Annotated in this window: 17 protein-coding genes; 10 read left to right on the forward strand and 7 right to left on the reverse strand. The window is 63.8% G+C overall.

Features of this window, described 5'->3' with window-relative positions:
- Positions 1–157 precede the first annotated feature (157 nt).
- Both FVD38_RS03800 and FVD38_RS03805 read left to right on the forward strand, forming a co-directional pair.
- Positions 158–2,512, forward strand: a complete 2,355-nt coding sequence (locus FVD38_RS03800; protein ID WP_147933586.1) for a Tex family protein — start codon at positions 158–160, stop codon at positions 2,510–2,512.
- Between the two features lie 4 nt (positions 2,513–2,516).
- Entirely contained in the window at positions 2,517–2,978 is a 462-nt protein-coding gene (locus FVD38_RS03805) for a GNAT family N-acetyltransferase (protein WP_147933587.1), read from the forward strand.
- On the opposite strand, the gene FVD38_RS03810 is transcribed toward FVD38_RS03805, so the two are convergent.
- Both FVD38_RS03810 and FVD38_RS03815 read right to left on the reverse strand, forming a co-directional pair.
- Positions 2,959–3,246 carry a hypothetical protein gene (locus FVD38_RS03810; RefSeq protein ID WP_147933588.1) on the reverse strand — a complete coding sequence of 96 codons (288 nt, stop codon included), beginning with the start codon at positions 3,244–3,246 and terminating at the stop codon, positions 2,959–2,961. The genes FVD38_RS03805 and FVD38_RS03810 overlap by 20 nt on opposite strands.
- A gap of 61 nt (positions 3,247–3,307) precedes the next feature.
- The gene (locus tag FVD38_RS03815) at positions 3,308–3,619 is read right to left on the reverse strand and encodes a hypothetical protein (RefSeq protein ID WP_147933589.1); all 312 of its coding nucleotides are present in this window, start codon (positions 3,617–3,619) and stop codon (positions 3,308–3,310) included.
- Positions 3,620–3,844: 225 nt separating this feature from the next.
- Between FVD38_RS03815 and grxD the strand changes: the two genes are divergently transcribed.
- Together grxD and FVD38_RS03825 are read left to right on the forward strand one after the other, a co-directional pair.
- The gene (gene grxD / locus FVD38_RS03820; RefSeq protein WP_123070195.1) at positions 3,845–4,159 is read left to right on the forward strand and encodes a Grx4 family monothiol glutaredoxin; all 315 of its coding nucleotides are present in this window, start codon (positions 3,845–3,847) and stop codon (positions 4,157–4,159) included.
- 4 nt (positions 4,160–4,163) lie between these two features.
- Positions 4,164–4,751 carry a UbiX family flavin prenyltransferase gene (locus tag FVD38_RS03825; RefSeq protein ID WP_147933590.1) on the forward strand — a complete coding sequence of 196 codons (588 nt, stop codon included), beginning with the start codon at positions 4,164–4,166 and terminating at the stop codon, positions 4,749–4,751.
- Between the two features lie 31 nt (positions 4,752–4,782).
- On the opposite strand, the gene FVD38_RS26400 is transcribed toward FVD38_RS03825, so the two are convergent.
- The 3 genes from FVD38_RS26400 to FVD38_RS03835 all read right to left on the reverse strand — a co-directional run bounded on the left by FVD38_RS26400 (position 4,783) and on the right by FVD38_RS03835 (position 6,832).
- Entirely contained in the window at positions 4,783–4,956 is a 174-nt protein-coding gene (locus FVD38_RS26400; RefSeq protein ID WP_170976722.1) for a hypothetical protein, read from the reverse strand.
- Between the two features lie 126 nt (positions 4,957–5,082).
- Positions 5,083–5,502: a hypothetical protein gene (locus tag FVD38_RS03830; RefSeq protein WP_147933591.1), complete on the reverse strand. Its 420-nt coding sequence runs from the start codon at positions 5,500–5,502 to the stop codon at positions 5,083–5,085.
- A gap of 277 nt (positions 5,503–5,779) precedes the next feature.
- Complete coding sequence (locus FVD38_RS03835; RefSeq protein ID WP_147933592.1) at positions 5,780–6,832, reverse strand: MBL fold metallo-hydrolase; 1,053 nt, start codon at positions 6,830–6,832, stop codon at positions 5,780–5,782.
- 136 nt (positions 6,833–6,968) lie between these two features.
- Here FVD38_RS03835 and FVD38_RS03840 point away from each other — a divergent pair, with 136 nt between their 5' ends.
- The 6 genes from FVD38_RS03840 (at position 6,969) to FVD38_RS03865 (ending at position 13,334) form a co-directional block, all read left to right on the forward strand.
- Entirely contained in the window at positions 6,969–7,373 is a 405-nt protein-coding gene (locus tag FVD38_RS03840; RefSeq protein ID WP_123070192.1) for a MerR family transcriptional regulator, read from the forward strand.
- A gap of 939 nt (positions 7,374–8,312) precedes the next feature.
- Positions 8,313–9,497, forward strand: coding sequence for an isovaleryl-CoA dehydrogenase (locus FVD38_RS03845; RefSeq protein ID WP_147933593.1), 1,185 nt, complete (start codon positions 8,313–8,315; stop codon positions 9,495–9,497).
- A 182-nt stretch (positions 9,498–9,679) separates the two neighbouring features.
- The gene (locus FVD38_RS03850) at positions 9,680–10,879 is read left to right on the forward strand and encodes an acetyl-CoA C-acyltransferase (RefSeq protein WP_147933594.1); all 1,200 of its coding nucleotides are present in this window, start codon (positions 9,680–9,682) and stop codon (positions 10,877–10,879) included.
- A gap of 74 nt (positions 10,880–10,953) precedes the next feature.
- Positions 10,954–11,622, forward strand: coding sequence for an SDR family oxidoreductase (locus FVD38_RS03855; RefSeq protein ID WP_147933595.1), 669 nt, complete (start codon positions 10,954–10,956; stop codon positions 11,620–11,622).
- Positions 11,623–11,658: 36 nt separating this feature from the next.
- Positions 11,659–12,786: an acyl-CoA dehydrogenase family protein gene (locus tag FVD38_RS03860; RefSeq protein ID WP_147933596.1), complete on the forward strand. Its 1,128-nt coding sequence runs from the start codon at positions 11,659–11,661 to the stop codon at positions 12,784–12,786.
- Positions 12,783–13,334 carry a GNAT family N-acetyltransferase gene (locus FVD38_RS03865; protein ID WP_147933597.1) on the forward strand — a complete coding sequence of 184 codons (552 nt, stop codon included), beginning with the start codon at positions 12,783–12,785 and terminating at the stop codon, positions 13,332–13,334. Before FVD38_RS03860 ends, FVD38_RS03865 begins: the two co-directional genes overlap by 4 nt.
- On the opposite strand, the gene FVD38_RS03870 is transcribed toward FVD38_RS03865, so the two are convergent.
- The gene (locus tag FVD38_RS03870; protein WP_147933598.1) at positions 13,327–14,379 is read right to left on the reverse strand and encodes a S66 peptidase family protein; all 1,053 of its coding nucleotides are present in this window, start codon (positions 14,377–14,379) and stop codon (positions 13,327–13,329) included. The genes FVD38_RS03865 and FVD38_RS03870 overlap by 8 nt on opposite strands.
- Positions 14,380–14,585: 206 nt before the next feature.
- The gene (locus FVD38_RS03875) at positions 14,586–17,438 is read right to left on the reverse strand and encodes a TonB-dependent receptor domain-containing protein (protein ID WP_147933599.1); all 2,853 of its coding nucleotides are present in this window, start codon (positions 17,436–17,438) and stop codon (positions 14,586–14,588) included.
- Between the last annotated feature and the right edge of the window lie 159 nt (positions 17,439–17,597).

Consider the following 17,597-nt stretch of genomic DNA (forward strand, 5'->3'; position numbering starts at 1 on the left):
TCGGAATCGCACGTAGCGGACAAATCTCATCCGTGCGCACTGCGCACGCTTTCTCGTCAACCGGTTGTTCTCTCATGTCCGCGACACGCTGTCAAGACTGGCGCATCGTCGATGAGGGCGTATCATTGGCCGCTTGATCTTCGATACAACGATTCACATGCTGCCCTCCATCGAACAACGCCTCGCCCAAGAACTCGCCGCTCGCCCGGCCCAGGTGGCCGCCGCCATCGCCTTGCTCGACGAAGGCGCCACCGTGCCCTTCATCGCCCGCTACCGCAAGGAAGCCACGGGCGGCCTCGACGACATCCAGCTACGCCTGCTCGAAGAACGCCTGCGCTATCTGCGCGAACTCGAAGACCGGCGCGCGTCGATCGTCGCGTCGATCACGGAACAGAACAAGATGACGCCCGAGCTGATGCAGGCCATCGCCATGGCGGAAGACAAGACCCGCCTCGAAGACCTGTACCTGCCCTACAAGCAGAAGCGCCGCACCAAGGCCCAGATCGCGATCGAGGCCGGCCTGGCGCCGCTGGCGGACGCCCTGCTGGCCGATCCGGCCCTGAATCCGGAGCAAGTCGCTGGTGAATACCTGCGCGAAGCGTTCACCAATGCCGACGGCGGCACCAACCCCGGCGTGGCCGACACCAAGGCCGCCCTGGACGGCGCGCGCCAGATCCTGATGGAGCGTTTTGCCGAGGATGCCGAACTGCTGCAATCGCTGCGCGAATACGTGCAGGACCACGGCGTGGTCGAATCGAAGGTCGTCGCCGGCAAGGAAGACGAGGGCGAAAAGTTCGCCGACTACTTCGACTACAACGAGCCCCTCGCCGCCGTGCCGTCGCACCGCGCGCTGGCCCTGTTGCGTGGCCGCCGCGAGGGCGTGTTGGACGTAAGTCTGCGCCTGGATTCGGAACCCGAAAAGCCGAAGTGGGATGCGCCGCTGAACCCGTGCGAGGGCCGCATCGCGGCGCGCTTCGGCATCAAGGCGCAGGGTCGCCCGGCCGACAAGTGGCTGCAGGACACCGCGCGCTGGACCTGGCGCGTAAAAAGCTTCATGCACCTGGATACCGAGTTGATGGGCGCCCTGCGCGACAAGGCGGAACAGGACGCGATCGGCGTCTTCGCGCGCAACCTGAAAGCCCTGCTGCTGGCGGCGCCGGCAGGCCAGCGCGCCACCATGGGTCTCGATCCCGGCCTGCGCACCGGCGTCAAGGTCGCCGTGGTCGACGCCACCGGCAAGGTGGTCGATACCGCCACCGTCTACCCGCACCAGCCGCGCAACGACTGGCATGGCGCGCTGCACACGCTGGGCCAGCTGGCGGCCAAGCACAATGTGTCGCTGATCTCGATCGGCAACGGCACCGGCTCGCGCGAGACCGACAAGCTGGCGCAAGACCTGATCAAGCAAAACCAGGAACTCAAGCTGACCAAGATCGTGGTGTCCGAGGCAGGCGCCTCGGTCTATTCGGCGTCCGAATTCGCATCGCGCGAACTGCCCGACATGGACGTGTCGTTGCGCGGCGCGGTCTCGATCGCGCGCCGCCTGCAGGATCCGCTGGCAGAACTGGTCAAGATCGACCCGAAGTCGATCGGCGTCGGCCAATACCAGCACGACGTGTCTCAGACTCAGCTCGCGCGCTCGCTCGACGCGGTGGTCGAGGATTGCGTGAATGCCGTGGGCGTGGACGTGAACACCGCCTCGGCGCCGCTGCTGGCGCGGGTGTCGGGCCTGTCGAACACGGTGGCCCAGGGCATCGTGGCCTACCGCGACACCAACGGCGCCTTCGCCTCGCGCGCGGCGCTCAAGAAGGTACCCCGTCTGGGCGACAAGACCTTCGAGCAGGCGGCGGGCTTTTTGCGCGTGGTGAACGGCGCCAATCCGCTGGACGCATCGGCGGTGCACCCGGAATCGTATCCGGTGGTCGAAAAAATCCTGGCCGACGTCAAGCGCGACATGAAGGCGGTGATCGGCGACGCCGGGCTGCTCAAGGGATTGAATCCGTCGAAGTACGCGGACGACAAATTCGGCGTGCCGACCGTCAGCGACATCCTGAAGGAGCTGGAGAAACCGGGCCGCGATCCGCGTCCGGAGTTCACCACCGCCACCTTCAAGGAAGGCGTGGAAGAGATCTCGGACCTGCGTCCGGACATGATCCTGGAAGGCGTCGTGACCAACGTCGCGGCCTTCGGCGCCTTCGTGGACATCGGCGTGCACCAGGATGGGCTGGTCCACATCTCGGCGCTGTCGAACACCTTCGTGAAGGATCCGCACACGGTGGTCAAGGCCGGCCAGGTGGTCAAGGTCAAGGTGCTCGAAGTGGACTCCAAGCGCAAGCGCATCGCACTGACCATGCGCCTGTCGGACAGCGCGCCGCAGGCCGGTTCGCGGCCGGAGCAGCGCCCCGACCGCACGGACGCCAAGCGCGTGGCCCAGCACGGGCGCCAGGAACGTTCGGCGCCGCAGTCCAATAATGCGATGGCCGACGCCTTCGCCAAGCTGCGCGGAAAATAAGCGGATGCTGCGGCTGGCCAGCGTCGATCCGGACAGCCTGGATGCACGGCGGCTGGTCGCGCAACTCGACGCGGCGTTGGCCGCCATCACGGGCGACAGCGGCGCCTCGTCGTTCGACCCGCAGGATTGCCGTGGGACCGGCGCGGTCTTCGTGATCGCCTACGATACGCAAGGCGCCGCGGTCGGCTGCGGCGCGCTGCGTCCGCTCGAAGATGGGGTGGGTGAAATCAAGCGGATGTATGCGCATCCCGGCAGCGGGGCCGGCGCGGCTATCCTCGCTGAGCTGGAACGGCTGGCCGCCGGTTACGGTTATGGCGCGCTATGGCTGTCGACCCGGCGCGTGAACCTGCGCGCGGTCGGCTTCTACGACCGGCACGGCTACGCCGAGGTATCGCCCTACGGCCGCTATGCCGGCCGTGCCGTGTCGATCTGCCTGGGAAAAACGTTTATCCGCTGTGCTTCATGAACATGCCGATCAGGTAGACCGTCAGGCAGCCGAAGCCGATCAGGAGCATGCGCGCCTGCGGAATGGCCGGCAGGCCGGTCTTCTTGATGTGCAGGGCGTCGCGCACCAGCAGCGCGGCGTACACCAGGGCTGCCGCGCCGGACAGGATGTCGCCCACGCTGGAGCGCGTGATGCCACTATAGATGTTCAGCAGGCCGGGAACGCCCAGCAGGGCGGCGATCACGAAGTTCATGTTCGGCGATGGTACGCGCGGGCGGGGTTGCTGCATCTTTACTCCAATAATCGAATGACAAACCGGACGATCATACCGCAATGCCGGCTGCATACCGTCATAAGCCTGGCAGTCTCAGGGTCGAGCCCTGGGTCATGATCTTGACCAGGAAGCTGCCGACGAAGGCGCCGAAGCAGATGTAGCCGATCAGGGCGACGCGCGGCGACTCCAGCAGCGCCGCGCGGCCGGCCCGGCGCTGCAACGCGCACCAGGCCAGGTACAGCGCCATCATCAGGGGCCCTAGCGCGAAGAAGATACCGGCGAACCAGCCACGCGAGAGGGCGCTGGCGATATCGAACAAGGCGGGCAGCCCGAGCAAGGCCGCGAACACCCACATGGCCACGGGGGGCAAGGTAGCAAACGTCTTCATCGTGTTTCTTGGTAATCTTGAACCAGTCGATGATACCGCAGACCGCCAGCTGCCGACGATGTAGCAAACTTGGCCCCCCACCTGCGTGGGGGCGACTTGGCCAACTTCGTCGGCTCTGGCGAAACTTGGGCCCCCGCCTGCGCGGGGGCGACTTGGCCAACTTCGTCGGCCAAGTCGTTATAGAATGTCGCCATCTACTTATTCCTTTTCCAAAGGCAGAATCAAATGAGCGACGTGCAAACCTGGATCAAAGAAACCGTGACCTCCACCCCGGTCGTGCTGTTCATGAAGGGCACCGCCCAGTTCCCGCAGTGCGGCTTCTCGGGCCGCGCCATCCAGATCCTGAAAGCCTGCGGCGTTGACAACGTTGCCACCGTCAATGTGCTGGACGACCCTGAAGTGCGTCAGGGCATCAAGGACTTCTCGAACTGGCCAACCGTGCCCCAGCTGTACGTGAACGGCGAGTTCATCGGCGGCACCGACATCATGAACGAGATGTACGACTCCGGCGAACTGCAGGCCCTGCTGAAAAACGGCTGATCGCATGGCCGAGCGTCGGATCGTCATCGCCATCACCGGCGCGACCGGCGCGGCCTATGGCGTGCAGCTGTTGCGGCGGCTGCATGCCACCCCGGGCGTCGAGACCCACCTGGTCGTTTCCGACGCCGCTTCCCTCACCCTGCACCAGGAACTCGGCCTGCAGCGGCGCGAGGTCGAAGTGCTGGCCCACGTCGTCCATCGCAACCGCGACGTCGGGGCCTCGATTGCCAGCGGCTCGTTCCAGACCGACGGCATGGTGATTGCCCCCTGTTCGATGAAAACGCTGGCAGCGGTCGCCCATGGTTTTTCTGATAACCTTGTGACACGCGCGGCCGACGTGATCCTGAAGGAACGCCGGCGCCTGGTCCTGATGGTGCGCGAAACGCCCTTCAACCTGGCCCACTTGCGCAATATGACGGCCGTGACCGAAATGGGCGGCATCATCTTCCCTCCCCTGCCAAGCTTCTATCACCGGCCGGCGACGATCGCAGACATGGTCGAGCACACGGTAGACCGTGTCGTGGATTTATTAGGGATAGAGAATGCCCAGGCCGCCCGCTGGGGCGGCATGAAGGGCGAACAAGACGCCTGAACGCGCGCCAGCGTCCTGCCGGCGCACGCGTTCAGCGTTTGTCGTCGTACTGCTTATCTTCGGACTTCTTCAACTCGCGCGCCTCTTCAAGCATCCGTCGCCGGGCGTTGCGTTCTCGCATGACCTCGGCATGACGCGCTGCCGTCATGGGCGGCGCCGTCATCAAATCCTTGAGCTGGGCGGTATTGGCGTAGTTGTTTCGCATGCGTCAGCTGCTCCTGGTGGTCCTGGGGCGGTGGCGAACATGCTGCCACCTGAACAGATTATGACCCAGCTGCGGCCGTTTGTGCGGCCCGGCATGACGAAAAGTGCAAGCCCCGGGGAAGCCGGCTTACTTCGCTTCTGGTTTCTGGTGATTCATGCGCACCAGCATGCGGATGAACTCGCGCGCCAGCTGGCGGTGGTGGTCATCCAGGCGCTGCAGGTCGGCGATCAGCTTGACGTCGGCCGATTCGAAGCGGGCGCCACCACCGTTGGCGGCATCAAGGCTGGCGGCCTGTTCGGCGCCGCCGAAGCGCAGCCAATCGGCCGGCACGCCCAGCCATTGGGCGATCATGCGCAGCTTTTCCTGGGTGGGGATGGCTTCGCCTACCAGCCATTTGCGGGCGGCGTGGACCGTGATAGGACGGCCTTCGAAGCGGATATTAAACTCTCGGGCGAGGCGGGTCGGGCTGTCGGGAGAGTAGTGTGCGTTCTTCAGCGCCTGCTGCAGTCGCTCACTGAAGCTCTCCCGTTCATTCGTTGAATTCATCGTGATACTGGGTTGTTGAGACTGGACGGGCGGCTACCTCTCCCTTGTGGATGAGAAGCCATGGGGTCCAAATCATACAACTAAAATGTAACAATGATGTGGTTTTTTAAGAGTTTTTACGCTCAGTGCAACTAATACCCAACAGCAACGAAGCGAAGTAGGTTTTTCGCGAAATTTTCTATTATTCGAAATGAATAAGTGTACGCACCATTACTTAGACACGATGACTGGAATGCACGTACCAAAAAAAATGTATCCAATGGTTACAAATGAAATGTTAGATTTGTTGAAATCTCACCACGCCGTCGGTAGCAATTACGCGGCGTAGACGACCGTCACGCCAGAGCTTGTGCAGGTGGGCCAGTGCCTCGCCCAGCGCAAAGCTGAGCTGGTGCGCGTCGAGCGGCCGCCGGAACATGATCGGCACGATGTCGGTCGCCGAGCGTGGCATGACGCAGGCCTCGATCACCTCGGCCAGGCGCGCCACGTGGTGATCGCGCAACTGGGCGATGCGGGTATGCAGGCCGCGGAAGGGCTTGCCGTGCGACGGCAGCACCAGCACGTCATCCGGCAGGTCGGCGAACTTCGACAGCGAATCGAGATAGAGCTGCAGCGGATTGCCCTCGGGCTCGACCGCGAATACCGAGACATTGGTCGAGATGCGCGGCAATACCATATCGCCCGAGACCAGCACGTTGAGCGCCGCGCAGTACAGCGAGGCGTGTTCCGGCGAGTGGCCGAAGCCCGTGATCACGCGCCACGCCTGGCCGCCGATCGTGACGAGCTGCCCATCCTGCAGCCGGGTATAGGCTTCCGGTACCGACGGCACCAGCGACGGATAGTAATTGCGGCGGCTGCGCATCTGGCCCAGCATCGCCGCGTCGACCAGGCCGTGGCGTTCGAAATGGGGAATAGCCGACGGCCCGTCCACGCCGGGCAACGCCGCCGCCATCATGCGCATGAAGCCGAACTCGCCGGTGGTGGTCCAGAATGGCGTCCCGAAGCGCGTACTCAGCCAGCCGGACAGGCCGACGTGGTCGGGATGGCAATGGGTCGCGATCACGCGCACTAGGGGTTGGCCGTCCAGGCCTTGCGCCAGGACCTGTTCCCAGGCGGCGCGAGTGGCATCGGTGCCGGCGCCGGTATCGATCAGGCTCCAGCCGCGCCGTTCCTCGAGTTCGTCGTCCAGCAGCCACACATTGATATGGTCCAGCGCAAACGGTAACGGCATGCGCGCCCAGCGCAGGCCCGGCACCACCTCGTGCACGGCGCCGGGAACGGGGATGGTGTCGCCAAATGGATAATCCAGCTGGGCTTCGAGGGCATTCATGGCAATCTTTCGTTTTCCGGGTCGGAGGACCGCGCTACAATGTGGCGAAACTGACAGTTAACGTAAACGGCAATCACAGTATCATTTTTCGATTCTAAGCGATACCCGCAAACGTTTCCCAACCGCCTCGAAACCCATGCCCACTACCTATACCATCGCCGAACTGGCTCGCGAATTCGACATCACCGCAAGGGCGATCCGTTTTTATGAAGACCAGGGCCTGCTCAGCCCTAAGCGCGAGGGCGTGGGCGGACGCAACCGCGTATATACCCCGCGCGACCGCACCCGCCTGAAACTGACCCTGCGCGGCAAGCGTCTCGGCCTGACCCTGTCCGAAATTAAGAGCATCGTCGACATGTATGAGTCGCCGCGGGATACCGTGGCCCAGATCAACCGCTTCCTGGGCGTGCTGGCCCAGCAGCGCCTGACCCTGGAGCAGCAGCGCGCCGATATCGAAATGGCGCTGGAAGAGATTTCGGCCCACGAGGAAGAATGCCGTCGCCTGCTGAGCGAGGACGAGACGGCGCGCGACGTGGCGTGAAGTTCGCCTTGCCATGTCGGTGGCAAGGCCTGCAGGAACGAAGACATTCAATCCGCAATGGCGATCAGCGCCATGCGGATTGAGTGTATGCCTGGAAATGCGTGCCTGGATCAGGCCCCGCTTCCGGGGGCCGAAACGATATCGCGGGCTAGATATTGAAGCATCCTCCCATCCATCCCGAATTGGTCTTCCGGAATTCGGCGAGCGCCGTCCGGCATTGACCCAATGTCTCATACTTCCCGATACTCTTGAGATTCTGATTATTGCTCTGCCAAACCTTTAATTCGTAATGTGCCGTACTGGCGAACGCAAAGGTGGCACTCGTTGACAGCAATAGTATAAGCAGTAGCGTTTTCATGGTTTTGTCTCCAGCTATGATTGGCAGCTATCAGAATGTTATATGCGACAGAGTTTCCTCGACCTCCTTCCTTTATCTCCTCTTGTTCGGCAACCGGACTGCGGCATGGTTCGGACCATCTCTAATGCCAGTTGCGCGCATTGCTTTCGATCCGCCAGGGAGCAAATCCAGCGCCGAAAAAATAAATTAAATATTTCCAGAGAAAATCTTTATTTTTTTATGTCTGACTACAGAGGAAAAATGTGTTCTTCGAGGATAACAACAAAGATCAGCTAGTGGCTAGCGTATGGTGCAAATACAACATTTAGCATATATCAATCTACACGATTCTTTTTATGCCTTTTAAGAATCGTAGAACCGCCATGTGCTTCACCAGCCGATAATCAAACGTTTATGCTTGATGACATGCTTTTATTGTCATTCTCATCAGCATGACGTCTATCCTGGTGCTGCAGCCCTGTCGCCGGTTGACGAGGCTGTCGTAGCCGACTTCACTTTACGTTTACGTTAACGTAACAGGCGAGTATGATATTCGTTCACTGGCTCCACCCTGCCCAACCACCGTTCACCGTGAGGACGACATGCTGCATCTCCCAGGCTTGACCTTTGACCATGGCGACGACATCGCCGCGCTGCGCGAAGCAGTCCAACAGTTCGCGGCGAGCGAGATCGCCCCGCGCGCGGCTGAAATCGACCGCAGCGACCAGTTCCCGATGGACTTGTGGAAAAAGATGGGCGAACTGGGTCTGCTGGGCATCACCGTCAGCGAGGAATACGGCGGCGCCAATATGGGTTACCTGGCCCACATCGTGGCCATGGAAGAAATCTCGCGCGCCTCGGCCTCGGTCGGCCTGTCCTACGGCGCCCACTCGAACCTGTGCGTCAACCAGATCAAGCGCAATGGCAACGAGGAACAGAAGCGCAAATACCTGCCCAAGCTGATCTCGGGCGAGCACGTCGGTGCGCTGGCGATGTCCGAACCGAACGCCGGTTCCGACGTGGTCGGCATGAAGCTGCGCGCCGACCTCAAGGGCGACCGCTATGTGCTGAACGGCAGCAAGATGTGGATCACCAACGGTCCGGACGCCGACACCCTGGTGGTGTACGCCAAGACCGACCTCGAGGCCGGCGCGCGCGGCATGACCGCCTTCCTGATCGAAAAAGGCTTCAAGGGATTCTCGGTTGCCCAGAAACTGGACAAGCTGGGCATGCGCGGCTCGCACACCGGCGAGCTGGTGTTCCAGGATTGCGAAGTGCCGGTGGAAAACGTGCTGGGCGGCGTCGGCAAGGGCGTCAACGTCCTGATGTCGGGGCTGGACTTCGAGCGCACCGTGCTGTCCGGCGGCCCACTGGGCATCATGTCGGCCTGCATGGACGTCGTGGTGCCGTATATCCACGACCGCAAGCAGTTCGGCCAGGCGATCGGTGAGTTCCAGCTGATGCAGGGCAAGATCGCCGACATGTATTCGACCATGATGGCTTGCCGCGCCTATGTGTACGCCGTGGGCCAGGCCTGCGACCGCGCAACGATGCCGGAACAAGTGCGCGCCCTGCGCAAGGACGCCGCCGGCGCCATCCTGTACAGCGCCGAAAAAGCCACCTGGATGGCGGGCGAAGCGATCCAGACCCTGGGCGGCAACGGCTACATCAATGAATACCCGGTCGGCCGCCTGTGGCGCGACGCCAAGCTGTACGAGATCGGCGCCGGCACCAGCGAAATCCGTCGCATGCTGATTGGCCGCGAGCTGTTTGGCGAGACGGCGTAACTGTTGGTGAAACGGCGTTTTTACTTTATTTGTTAACCTGAGCACGTCGTCCCCGCGAAGGCGGGGACCCAAGTCATCCGCGTTCCACCAGCGCTGAGCGTAGCGGCTACGCGAATAACTTGGGTTCCCGCCTTCGCGGGAACGACGGCTCATGGATTTCCTTATTTTTGGAGACATACACCATGAACGATCCAGTCGTCATCGTCGGCGCAGCGCGCACACCGATGGGCGCCTTCCAGGGCGATTTTTCTTCCAAGACCGCGAGCGACCTCGGCGCGGTGGCGATCAAGGCGGCCGTCGAGCGCGCCGGCGTCGCCCCTGACGCGGTCGAGCACGTCTATTTCGGCAACTGCCTGATGGCTGGCCAGGGCCAGGCCCCGGCGCGCCAGGCGCTGATCAAGGCCGGCCTGCCGATGTCGACCGGCGCCGTCACGCTGTCCAAGATGTGCGGTTCGGCGATGCAGGCCGCCATCTTCGCCCACGACCAGCTGGTGGCCGGCAGCGCCGACATCGTCGTCGCAGGCGGCATGGAGTCGATGACGGGTGCGCCTTACCTGATCCCGAAGGCGCGCGGCGGCTACCGCATCGGCCACGCGCCGATGTTCGACCACATGATGCTCGACGGCCTCGAAGACGCCTACTCGCGCAACGAGAAGACCGGCGAAGGCCGCTCGATGGGCACCTTCGCCGAAGAGTGCGTGGCGACGTACCAGTTCACGCGCGAGGAGCAGGACGCGTTCGCGATCGCCTCGGTCAAGCGTGCGCAAGCCGCCGCCACCGATGGTGGCTTCGACTGGGAAATCGCACCGGTCACCGTCACCAGCCGCGCGGGCGACACCGTGATCGACAAGGACGAAGGCCCGCAGAAGGCCAAGGTCGACAAGATCCCGACGCTCAAACCGGCATTCAAGAAGGACGGCACCGTGACCGCCGCCTCGTCGTCGTCGATCAACGACGGCGCCGCCGCGCTGGTGATGATGCGCGAATCGAAGGCCAAGGAACTGGGCCTGACCCCGATCGCGCGCGTGCTGGGCCACGCCACCCATGCGCAAGAGCCGAACCTGTTCACCACCGCCCCGATCGGCGCGATGCACAAGCTGTTCAAGAAGACCGGCTGGACGGCTGGCGACGTCGACCTGTTCGAGATCAACGAAGCCTTCGCCGCGGTGCCGATGGCTGCCATGCGCGACCTCGACATCCCGCACAGCAAGGTCAACGTCCACGGCGGCGCCTGCGCGCTGGGCCACCCGATCGGCGCTTCCGGCGCGCGCATCATCGTCACCCTGCTCGGCGCGTTGAAGCGCAGCGGCGGCAAGCGCGGCGTGGCTTCGCTGTGCATCGGCGGCGGCGAAGCCACCGCGATGGCGATCGAGCTGGTGTAATCCTTCGACCAGCGCGGCAATGATGAACGAACCATGCGAACATTGAGGATTCAACCGTTCACAGGGAGTTCATCATGCCAACCGCACTGATCATCGGCGCCTCGCGCGGCATCGGCCACGAAATGGTCCGTCAATACCGGCTTGAGGGCTGGCGCGTCATCGCCACCGCGCGCAAGCAGGAAGACTGCGATGAACTGGTCCACCTCGGCGCCGAGGCCCACCAGCTCGACGTCACGGTGGCCGATTCGATCGCGGCGCTGGCCTGGCGCCTGGACGATGAACAGGTCGATGCCGCCTGGCTGGTGGCTGGCGTCTACGGCCCGACCCATGGCAGCTTCCCGACCGGTCCCGAATTCGACACCGTCATGCACACTAATGTGCTCTCCGCGATGCGCCTGATCCCGGTCGTCGGGCCGCTGCTGGCCGACACGCGCGGCAAGCTGGCGGTCATTTCCTCGCGCATGGGATCGATCGGCGAACGCTCCGATACCCAGGGAACGCTGTATCGCGCCAGCAAGGCGGCGCTCAACTCCGTGCTCAAGGACGCCTCGATCACCTATGGCGCACAGGGCGTCACCTGCGTCGCCTTCCATCCGGGCTGGGTCCAGACCGATATGGGCGGCTCTGGCGCCAGCCTCACGCCGGAGCACAGCGTGCGCGATCTGCGCGCCACCCTGGCCCGGGTGGACGCCAGCGCAAATGGCAGCTTCCTGAACCACGACGGCGCCGCCATCGCCTGGTAGGCAATCCAACACACATAAAAAAACACACGAGGCACCATGATCCTGAGCGAAGAACACCAGATGATCCGCGACGCCCTGCGCAGCTTTGCGCAGGAACGCCTGGCCCCCAACGCCGCGCGCTGGGACCGCGAACACCATTTCCCGAAAGAGGAACTGAAGGAACTGGCGGCCCTGGGCGCCTTCGGCGTGGCGGTGCCGGAGCAATATGGCGGCGCGGGCCTGGACTACGTGTCGCTGGCGCTGGTGCTCGAGGAGATCGCGGCCGGCGACGGCGGCACCTCGACCATCATCTCGGTCAACAACTGTCCCGTGTGCAGCATCGCCATGATGTATGCGAACGAGGATCAAAAGGAGCGCTGGCTGCGTCCCCTGGCCCAGGGCGAGCTGCTGGGCGCCTTCGCCCTGACCGAGCCGCACACCGGCAGCGATGCGGCGGCGCTGCGCACCACGGCCACGCGTGATGGCGACAGCTACGTGATCAACGGCACCAAGCAGTTCATCACCAGCGGCAAATACGGCGACGTGGCCATCGTCATGGCCGTCACCGATAAGGCGGCCGGCAAGAAGGGCATCAGCGCCTTCTGGGTGCCGACCGATACGCCGGGCTACATCGTGGCCGGCATCGAGCACAAGATGGGCCAGCACTCGTCGGACACGGCGCAGATCGTGTTCGACAACTGCCGCGTGCCGGCGGAGAACCTGATCGGCGAGGAAGGCATGGGCTACAAGATCGCCCTGTCCGGACTGGAGGGCGGCCGCATCGGCATCGCCTCGCAATCGGTCGGCATGGCGCGCGCGGCCTACGAGGTGGCGCTCGACTATGCGAAGGAGCGCGAGAGCTTCGGCAAGCCGATCTTCGAGCACCAGGCGGTGCAGTTCCGCCTGGCCGAAATGGCGATGAAGATCGAGGCCGCGCGCCAGCTGATCCTGCATGCGGCCGCGATGAAGGATGCGGGCCTTCCCTGCCTGAAGGAAGCGGCGATGGCCAAGCTGTTCGCTTCCGAGATGGCCGAGAACGTCGTATCGAATGCGATGCAGGTGTTCGGCGGCTATGGCTACGTGGCCGACTTCCCGGTCGAGCGCATCTACCGCGACGTGCGCGTGTGCCAGATCTATGAAGGCACCAGCGACATCCAGAAACTCCTGATCGCACGCGCGCTGTGAGCCTGCCGCTCCTGCACATCGCACCGCTGGAGCCGGAACGGCTGGCGCAGCTCTTCATCTACCTGGACGACCAGCTGCAGGAAAACGGCCGCGATGGCATGCCGCTGTTCCAACCGCTGTCGCGCCTGCAGTCGCGCGTGACGCCCGAGAAAGCGGCCGCCTTCGCTGCCAGCTTTGCGGTGCCGTTCGGCCAGCCGGGCTGGCGTCATATGTGGATCGCGCTCGACACGCTGGGTGCGATCGCGGGCCATGTCGACCTGCGCGCGCGGCCCGATCCAGCCTCCAGCCACCGGGCACTGCTGGGCATGGGTGTACACCGCGACTACCGGCGCTTTGGACTGGGTCGGCAACTTGTCGAGACGGCGCTGGCCTGGGCTGCAGCCACGCCACCGCTGGAATGGGTCGATCTCGACGTGCTGGCGGGGAATCACGCGGCGCGCCGGCTGTACGAGCGTGCCGGCTTCGCCGCTACCTGCGAAGTGCCGGACCTGTACCGCATCGATGGCCAGTCGCACGGTTCGGTCATGATGAGCCGGCGCGTCAGGTAACGGCGGACTCCAGCAGCGTAATCGTCTGCGCTTTCGTATCGATGCGCGCCTGGATCCCCATCGGCAGGGTGAACTGGTTGCGAATATGGCCGATCGAATAGCCTGACACCGCGGGAATCGTCAGCGGATGCAGGTGCAGGCCCAGCGTGCGCTCCAGCGTCAGCGAGATGTCTTCATGTTCCGGCCCGCAGTTCTCGCAAATGCCCACCACCAGCGCCGCCGCATTCCTGAAGCCGCCCGCCAGGTCGAGCTGGGTCATCCAGCGGTCGATCCGGTAAGGCGCTTCGTTCACCTCTTCCAGGAACAGGATGCTGTCCTTGATGTCGGCTGCATACGGCGTGCCTGCCAGCGCCGCCACCAGCGACAGGTTGCCGCCCATGAGCGGGCCGCTTGCCACGCCGTGGGTGAAGGTGTGGACGCCGAAATGCGGCTCGCTCGCGGCGCGCTCCGCATTCTCCTGCGACATCGGGATCGTGTAGCTGGCCCGCGGCTCGGTCAGCACCGCCATCATGTGTTCAGTCGAATATGGCGTCATCGTCGACGAGGCGACCGGGCCATGGAAGGTCACCAGGCCGGCCTGCTTGAGGATCGCGAGATGCAGCGCCGTGATGTCGGAATAGCCGACCAGGACTTTGGGGTTGCGGCGAATGAGGTCGTAGTCGAGACCTGATAGCAGCGAGATGCAGCCCGAGCCGCCGCGGATCGGCCAGATCGCTTTTACTTCCGGGTCAAGGAACATCGCATGCAGGTCGGCCAGGCGCTGCTGTACCGAGCCGGCATAGTTGCCGAACACCTCGCGCAGATAGGCGCCGGTCTTGACCTTGAAACCCAACCCTTCGATATTGCGCACCGCCTTCTCGATGGCGCGGTCGGTGGTGTAGCCGCCGGGCGCGATCAGGCCGACGGTGTCGCCGCGCTTCAGGCGGGGCGGTTTGACGAGTTTTTTCATGGGACGTGAGGAAGGCGTACGCGCCGCGGCAACGCCGGGCAAGGCCAGGGACAAGGCGGCGGCGATGGCGCCAAAGCTGCGACGGCTGATCTTCATGGCGGCGTCAATCGACGTCGTCCCCGCGCAGGCGGGGACCCAAGTTCTGCTTGCGCTGCCGCGATGCATAAAAAACTTGGATCCCCGCCTGCGCGGGGATGACGTGCAAAGGTTACGGGTGACCGATTACGTGCGAACGGCCTGAAAAAAAGGCCCGCGCCGGGAGGCCGAAAACCTCCATGGCGCGGGCCCTCTGTGTAGAGCAATCAGAAGAACTTGTAGTTGGCCATCAGGGTGAACGAGCGGCCACGTGGATCGGCGACACGCGGTTCCCAGCTGCTGCCGGCGCCGGTGTTGCTGTCGTAGGTGATCGCGAACGGCGGATCTTCATCGAGCAGGTTCTTGACGCCCGCGGTCAGGGTCAGGTTCTGGAAGCCCGTGTAGTTCACCGACAGGTTGAAGATCGAGTAGTCGTCGACCTTGCTGCTGTAGTTCGACGGCGTCACACGGCCGCTGGCCACGCCCGGCAGCACCTGGTCGTCATAGCCCGAACGGTAGATGTTCTGCAGCATGCCGCTCCAGTTGCCGTACTTGTAGGTCGCATAGGCGCTGTGCTTCCACTTCAGGCCCAGGTCGCCGGTGAACAGGAAGCGGCCGACTTCGCTCTCGCCGAAAGGCGCATCGGTGGTGGTGCGCGACTTCTTCTCCAGCAGGCGCGAGCCGTCCAGGCCCACGCTCCACACGGCGCCGGTGTTGAACTTGCCATTGAAGCGGGCGCCGACTTCGACACCGCGGGTAATGCGTTCGCCGGTATTGAGCCAGCGCTGGTCAACACCGATCAACTGGCCGGTCGCGGAATCGCGCAGGAAGGAACTCTGGAAGTACTCGTAATTCTCCAGCATGGTCGCCAGGTTGAACGAGTCGATCGTGTTTTCCTTGCGGATCTCCCACAGGTCCGCGCTCGCCGAGAAGAAGTTGGTCGGCTCGAACACGACGCCGATGCTGCCCTGCTTCGCGGTCTCCGGGCCCAGCTCCGGACGGCCGCCGGTCAGCGTCTCGGGATTGACCGATTCGCAGCCTGGCCTGGTGCTGTCGACCTTGCCGCCGGGGCAGGTGGCCGGATCCGCCAGGTCCTTGCCGGCGTAAGGCGAGATCGTGATGCCGTTGAACAGCTGGTTGAACGACGGCGCGCGGAAGCTTTCGTTGTACGAACCGCGGAACATCAGCGATGCGAACGGCTGGTAGCGGAACGAGACCTTCGGATTGGTGGTGGTGCCGAAGCCCGTGTAATCGTCGCGGCGGATGGCGAAGGTCAGTTCCAGATCCTTGGTCACCGGCACCAGCACCTCGGCGTAGATCGCCTTGATGTCGCGCTTGACCTTTTCCAGCGCGTTGACGTCGTCGAACGGCGCGTTCAGGATCGCGCGACGGTCGGCGATACTGCGCTCGTCGCCATTGAACTTGTATTCCTCGCGGCGCAGGTCGATGCCGACGGCCGCCAGGACCGGACCGGCCGGCAGGTTGAAGAGTTCGCCCGAGATCGCGCCATCGAGCTGGGTCATGGTGCTGGTGCCGCCATACAGCACCACGCCGGCGGCCGAGGTGCTGGCGATCAGGTCCAGCGCCGCCTGGCTTTGGGTTTCGCCCGCCATCAGGAAGGGATTGATGATGCCCGTACCCAGCGCATCGGCCAGCGGCTTCGTGTAGTTGAAGCCCGTGCCCAAGGTCGAATCCGATTCGCTGAAGGCGCGCGAAAGGCCAACACGGTAGTCATAGCGCTTGCCGAACAGGGTCAGGGGACCGTCGGCGCCCACCAGCACGCGGCCGGCCTTGGTCTCGGTCTCGATCTCGCGGTTGCCGCACTCCATGCAGCGCCAGCGGTAGGCGATCGGCAGACCGTAGTTGGCCGAGATGCCCGGGAAGACCTTGACCAGGTCGTTGTACACGCGGTCATAGGCGGCGCCGGTGCTCGGGTAGAACGAGGTCGGGCCGAAGGTCGATGCCGATGGCGAGACCTGGTTCGGCGAGAAGCGCTTGGCGACTTCGACGCGCGAGCCGACCGCTTCGGCGAACAACTGGTGTTCGCCGGCATTGAAGGTGGCGCGGGCCAGCGCATTGGTGTTCTTGACCGGCTGCTGCAGCACGGCGGCGCGGCCCGTGTCCCAGGCGCAGCCATAGCCGGCGCTTGGCGTGTCCCACAGCTTCTCGTCATAGACATCCATGCCGTCGATGCTGTTGCAGCCGGCGCCGCCGGGAAGGTCGAGCAGGCTGACGCCGTTGTAGGCGACGCCGCCGCCTGGCAGGGTCGGGCCGGTGCCGGTGCGCGACAGCAGGGATGGACCCAGCGTGGTCGCGAAGATGTTGGCATGCGGCGTGCCGCGCGTATCGACCGACACGCCGCGGTTCGGCTGGAAGGTGTTCACGAAATCGCGCTGGTTGCCGCGCAGCGCCTTGTTCTCGCTGTGCGCGGCCGTCACCAGCACGTTCCAGCCCTGGGTATCGAGGTCGCCCCAGCCGCCGGTGAGGGTGGCGCGGCCGATCTCGCCGCCGCCCGCTTCGGTCACATCGGTGAAGGCCTGGGCTTCCAGGCCCTTGTAGTTCTTGCGCAGGATGAAGTTGATCACGCCGCCGATCGCGTCGGTGCCATACACGGCCGAGGCGCCGTCCTTCAGCACTTCGACGCGCTCGACCGCCGCCATCGGGATCGAATTCAGGTCGACCGCCGAGCCCTTCATGCCGTGGGTCGCGACGCGGCGGCCATTGAGCAGCACCAGGGTCGAGTCGGCGCCCTGCCCGCGCAGGTTGGCGCTCGAGGCGCCGTTGTTGCCGCGCTGGGCGCCCGAGGTGACGTCGGCGTTCGACGCCAGGTTGTCGGAGCCGTTGCCGTTCACGTTCAGGGTTGCGATCAGCTGCTCGGCCGTCACGATACCCTGGTCTTCCAGCTGTTTGCGCGAAATGATTTCAACCGGCAGCGCACCTTCCTTGGCGATGCGCTTGATGCTCGAGCCGGTGATTTCCACCCGCTGCATCGACGCCTCGCTTTGCGCCTGCGCCTGTGCCACGATCGGGGCGGCCATGCCCATGAGGGCCAACAACTGTGCCAGTTTTTTCAATTTCACCGTGTTTCTCCTAACGTTTCCCTTGGCGGTCTTGGGCCAGATTGGTGCACTGCATCGCACACGCCTGGCCTGCTCTGTTCGTAATGTCTGGTTCGCTCTTAGCATTACGTTATGTTGTGAATTCAGAGTACGCCCACAAATTTCGCAGGTGCCAATGAA

Origin of the sequence: Massilia arenae (assembly GCF_008014745.1) — a bacterium.
In the GTDB taxonomy this organism is placed as follows: Bacteria; Pseudomonadota; Gammaproteobacteria; order Burkholderiales; family Burkholderiaceae_D; genus Telluria; species Telluria arenae.

Excerpts from the sequence above, each read along its gene's own strand:
- FVD38_RS03825 (WP_147933590.1), top strand. The coding sequence starts at position 4,164 with ATGGCCGAGCGTCGGATCGTCATCGCCATCACCGGCGCGACCGGCGCG.
- FVD38_RS03845 (WP_147933593.1), top strand. The coding sequence starts at position 8,313 with ATGCTGCATCTCCCAGGCTTGACCTTTGACCATGGCGACGACATCGCC.
- FVD38_RS03830 (WP_147933591.1), bottom strand. The coding sequence starts at position 5,502 with ATGAATTCAACGAATGAACGGGAGAGCTTCAGTGAGCGACTGCAGCAG.
- FVD38_RS03870 (WP_147933598.1), bottom strand. The coding sequence starts at position 14,379 with ATGAAGATCAGCCGTCGCAGCTTTGGCGCCATCGCCGCCGCCTTGTCC.
- FVD38_RS03855 (WP_147933595.1), top strand. The coding sequence starts at position 10,954 with ATGCCAACCGCACTGATCATCGGCGCCTCGCGCGGCATCGGCCACGAA.
- FVD38_RS26400 (WP_170976722.1), bottom strand. The coding sequence starts at position 4,956 with ATGCGAAACAACTACGCCAATACCGCCCAGCTCAAGGATTTGATGACG.
- FVD38_RS03810 (WP_147933588.1), bottom strand. The coding sequence starts at position 3,246 with ATGCAGCAACCCCGCCCGCGCGTACCATCGCCGAACATGAACTTCGTG.
- FVD38_RS03840 (WP_123070192.1), top strand. The coding sequence starts at position 6,969 with ATGCCCACTACCTATACCATCGCCGAACTGGCTCGCGAATTCGACATC.
- FVD38_RS03860 (WP_147933596.1), top strand. The coding sequence starts at position 11,659 with ATGATCCTGAGCGAAGAACACCAGATGATCCGCGACGCCCTGCGCAGC.
- grxD (WP_123070195.1), top strand. The coding sequence starts at position 3,845 with ATGAGCGACGTGCAAACCTGGATCAAAGAAACCGTGACCTCCACCCCG.
- FVD38_RS03850 (WP_147933594.1), top strand. The coding sequence starts at position 9,680 with ATGAACGATCCAGTCGTCATCGTCGGCGCAGCGCGCACACCGATGGGC.
- FVD38_RS03800 (WP_147933586.1), top strand. The coding sequence starts at position 158 with ATGCTGCCCTCCATCGAACAACGCCTCGCCCAAGAACTCGCCGCTCGC.
- FVD38_RS03805 (WP_147933587.1), top strand. The coding sequence starts at position 2,517 with ATGCTGCGGCTGGCCAGCGTCGATCCGGACAGCCTGGATGCACGGCGG.
- FVD38_RS03835 (WP_147933592.1), bottom strand. The coding sequence starts at position 6,832 with ATGAATGCCCTCGAAGCCCAGCTGGATTATCCATTTGGCGACACCATC.
- FVD38_RS03815 (WP_147933589.1), bottom strand. The coding sequence starts at position 3,619 with ATGAAGACGTTTGCTACCTTGCCCCCCGTGGCCATGTGGGTGTTCGCG.